Origin of the sequence: Mesorhizobium sp. LNHC229A00 (assembly GCF_000502415.1) — a bacterium.
Lineage (GTDB): Bacteria > Pseudomonadota > Alphaproteobacteria > Rhizobiales > Rhizobiaceae > Mesorhizobium.
This window is the reverse complement of the sequence record NZ_AYWQ01000052.1, coordinates 1-2,738: the sequence shown is the minus strand read 5'-3', so window position 1 is coordinate 2,738 and position 2,738 is coordinate 1. Positions and strand designations below refer to the sequence as shown.

Here is a 2,738-nt window from a genome sequence, read left to right as displayed (position 1 = left end):
AAGGACGGGAGATCATAATAGCGGCGAACCAATTAGCACTCCAATAGGATTGGCGATCGCGAACCGCACGACTTTCTATTACGTGTCACCACTGGCCGAGTGTCGGATTGCGGCCGTCGGCCTTAACCCCCGCAAGTTGCGTGCCGATTGGGGCGTTCTGGCAGCATGCATCCACTCACCCGTACCGATGGCCGGCCCTGGTGACGGTTTCGTCAGGTTTCCGACATTCTTGTCCAGCTTAGGACACAAGGTTTGTGGACGGAGATGCGCGGGATCGGGCCGCGATCAGTTTGCCACGAACTGAGCCATCGCCATCTTGCCAGCTGTATCAATCCCTCATAGGCGAACTGGAGGTCCGGTGGATGGGGGCCTTCCAGTGGTAGCAGCCCTCAATCCCCGCCCGAGAACGGGCTCGACTGGAAAACGCCTGCAGAGCGCTGACGCGGTGTTGCGACGACCATTAGAACCCGCCCCACACTAGGCGGTTCAACGTCGCAACAGATCCTTCAACTAAATTTACAGAACCTTTACGACCGCCGACCACTGGCAATGATAGCTTATCTGCAAAGCTTTGAGCCCAACTGAAAGTTTGAGGCCTGTTTAGGCTCAACCGCCGCACAGAACGTAACGGAGACCCCGCCAATGGCAAGCAGAGCGCTCATCCTGGTCGAAGGCGATACGACGGGTACTGGTCTTCTATACGTCCAAGCGGCCCGGCGTCTTGGTCTTCATCCAATTACCCTATCGGCTGATCCATCTCAGTACGACTATGAGGCAATCTGTGTCGATACCGCCAATCTCGACGCGCTGATCCGCGAATGTTCCCATTTAGGGGCTACTTATGACATTGCTGGCATCACGTCGTCCCTGGAGGATTACTACGCAACCGTTGGCAAGCTTTGCCGGCATTTCGATCTACCGGGACCGAATCCCGAATCGATTGAACGATGCTGCGACAAACCCGCTCAACGTCAGCTCCTCGCGGATGCCGGCGTTCCAGTACCTGCTTTTCGCGTCGCCGCAAATGCGGCGGAGGTGGAAAGCGCTGCCGCGGAAATCGGCNGATGCCGGCGTTCCAGTACCTGCTTTTCGCGTCGCCGCAAATGCGGCGGAGGTGGAAAGCGCTGCCGCGGAATTCGGCCTGCCGGTGGTTCTTAAGCCAGCCGTGGGCGCAGGCAGCAAAGGTGTCCGATTGTGCCGCAACGCAGATGAGGTGGCCGAACATACGACCTATCTGTTGGGCGGGAAGCACAAATGGCGGTCTTCGCCGAGGATATTGGTCGAAGAATTCGCACAAGGCCCCCAGTATAGCATTGAAACCATGGGAAATGAGGTCATTGGGATTGCCGCCGCTGACTTCGGTCCCCCACCGCATTTTGTGCTTCGTCAGTTCACGTTCCCGGAGACGTTTACTGATGAGGAGCATTCGCGTATCGTCGGTATTGCGCTTGGTTGTATGCGAGCTCTCGGCGTTGGCTGGGGGCCCATGAACATCGAATTCCGATGGACGAAGCGTGGCCCCGTCGTCATTGAGGTCAATCCGCGCCTTGGTGGCGTGCCTACTCCTCAACTGGTTCAGCTGGCTTGCGGTGTCGATCTCGTCACCGAGCACATCAAGCTCGTCATCGGCGACGAATGGGATTTGCGAACAAAGCAATCGCAGACTGCGGCCGCGCGGATCCTGGTTCCTGATCGGGATGGCATCCTCGATTGGATCGATGGTGCGCGTAGGGCGGCTGCTATGCCAGGTGTCGTCGAGGTTAAATTGTATGCCAAACCCAACATGCCGATCGTCAGGAACGGCGATTTCCGCGATTGGATCGGATATGTCATCGCAGTTTCACCCAGCCGTGCTGGGACAGAGGCAATACTTCAGCGTGCCGTCGACTCAATCGATTGGTCGATCTCACCATTCCCGGACCTGGCGAACAGGAAGAATTGGCGGCCACCAGCAGGGGGAGTCCCGTAAAGGCGATGGGCGCCGAGCTTGATGTATTGATGGGACGGAAGAAACACAGGCGGGCGGGCGGAGGACGTCCTCTGTTCTCAGCTCGTGGAAAGGTTCGGTCGAGCCCGCATGAAAGCCGTCGTCAAGTGAAATTGAGGTTGGACAAGCTTGCCGACATCCATCTCGAAATATCGATGAGTTGTACCGATGAGGCTGACGACCGAACGTCTAATATTACGTCCCTGGGAGGACAAAGACCGGGGCCCAATGGCAAGAATTTACGGTGATGCGCATGTCAGACGGTTCTCTCCCAAAGTGCTGACGGTCGAGGACGCGAATGTCAGGATTGACCTTGCGATCGAGCGCGCCCGGACCAACGGGTTTCACTATCAGGCGGCGGAGCTGAAAGGCAGCGGCGAGCTTGTTGGTCTGATAGGGCTTGGCGTCCTCTCGGAGACGGTGCAGGCGGCAATTCCCAACCATCCGCGCGTCGAAATCGGATGGGTGCTCGCAAAGGAGCATTGGGGCAAAGGACTCGCGCCGGAAGGCGCGCGGGCATGGCTTGACTACGCTTGGTCAATCGGTCTGCCTGAGGTCGCTGCCTGCACGGCGAGGGAGAACGCGCCGAGCCAAAGGGTCATGCAGAAGATCGGCATGATCTACGATCCAACGGGCGACTACAAAAACCGGACATTCGGCGAGGGTCATTGGTTGCGGCCGGGCGTGGTCTATCGGAAACGGAACCCGACACAATGACGCGCAGCATTCCGCTGTCGCGGCGTAAAACACG

Annotated in this window: 1 protein-coding gene and 1 pseudogene; both read left to right on the top strand. The window is 58.1% G+C overall.

The genetic code is table 11. From position 1 onward, the window contains the following. Positions 1 to 642 precede the first annotated feature (642 nt). Positions 643 to 1,969 (top strand): annotated as a pseudogene (locus X742_RS01000000171105) (acetyl-CoA carboxylase biotin carboxylase subunit family protein). 186 nt (positions 1,970 to 2,155) lie between these two features. Continuing rightward, entirely contained in the window at positions 2,156 to 2,704 is a 549-nt protein-coding gene (locus X742_RS0139295) for a GNAT family N-acetyltransferase (protein WP_031240976.1), read from the top strand. Positions 2,705 to 2,738 lie beyond the last annotated feature (34 nt).

What these genes read in the sequence shown, in the direction of transcription:
- X742_RS0139295 (WP_031240976.1), top strand. Translation starts at nt 2,156, where the DNA reads ATGAGGCTGACGACCGAACGTCTAATATTACGTCCCTGGGAGGACAAA.